1 protein-coding gene is annotated in these 610 nt (G+C 68.5%); it reads right to left on the bottom strand.

The window, feature by feature from the left end:
• Positions 1–578: GTP-binding protein (locus tag IF01_RS0140850; protein ID WP_030398688.1), on the bottom strand; the 578-nt coding region annotated here is incomplete at its 3' end.
• Between the last annotated feature and the right edge of the window lie 32 nt (positions 579–610).

Here is a 610-nt window from a genome sequence, read left to right as displayed (position 1 = left end):
AGCCGGGCGAGGAGGGCGTGTTCGACGAGGGTGATGAGGGCGCTCTTGGCGCTGTCGCGTCGTCGGGCGTCGAGGGTGATGACGGGGGTTTCGGTGCTGAGCTGGAGTGCTTCGCGGACTTCGTCGGGGGTGTGGGGCTGGTGTCCGTCGAAGCCGTTGAGGGCGACGACGAAGGGGAGTCCGCTGTTCTCGAAGTAGTCGAGGGCGGGGAAGCAGTCGGCGAGGCGGCGGGTGTCGACGAGGACGACGGCGCCGATGGCTCCGCGGACGAGGTCGTCCCACATGAACCAGAAGCGGTCCTGTCCGGGGGTGCCGAACAGGTAGAGGATGAGGTCCTCGTCGAGGGTGATGCGGCCGAAGTCCATGGCGACGGTGGTGGTCGTCTTGCCGGAGACGTGGCTGAGGTCGTCGATGCCGGCGGAGGCGCTGGTCATGACGGCTTCGGTGCGCAGGGGGTTGATCTCGGAGACGGCGCCGACGAGCGTGGTCTTGCCGACGCCGAAGCCGCCTGCGACGACGATCTTCGCGGAGGTGGTGGCGCGGGTGGGGGCGGCCGCGTTAGAGCTTGCGAAGTCCACTGAGGACCCTTTCGAGCAGCGTGACGTCGGGC

The sequence above is a fragment of the Kitasatospora purpeofusca genome (assembly GCF_000718025.1).
Taxonomy (GTDB): Bacteria; Actinomycetota; Actinomycetes; order Streptomycetales; family Streptomycetaceae; genus Kitasatospora; species Kitasatospora purpeofusca.
The sequence above is the reverse complement of the archived record's forward strand: the minus strand, read 5'-3'. Positions and strand labels throughout refer to the sequence as shown.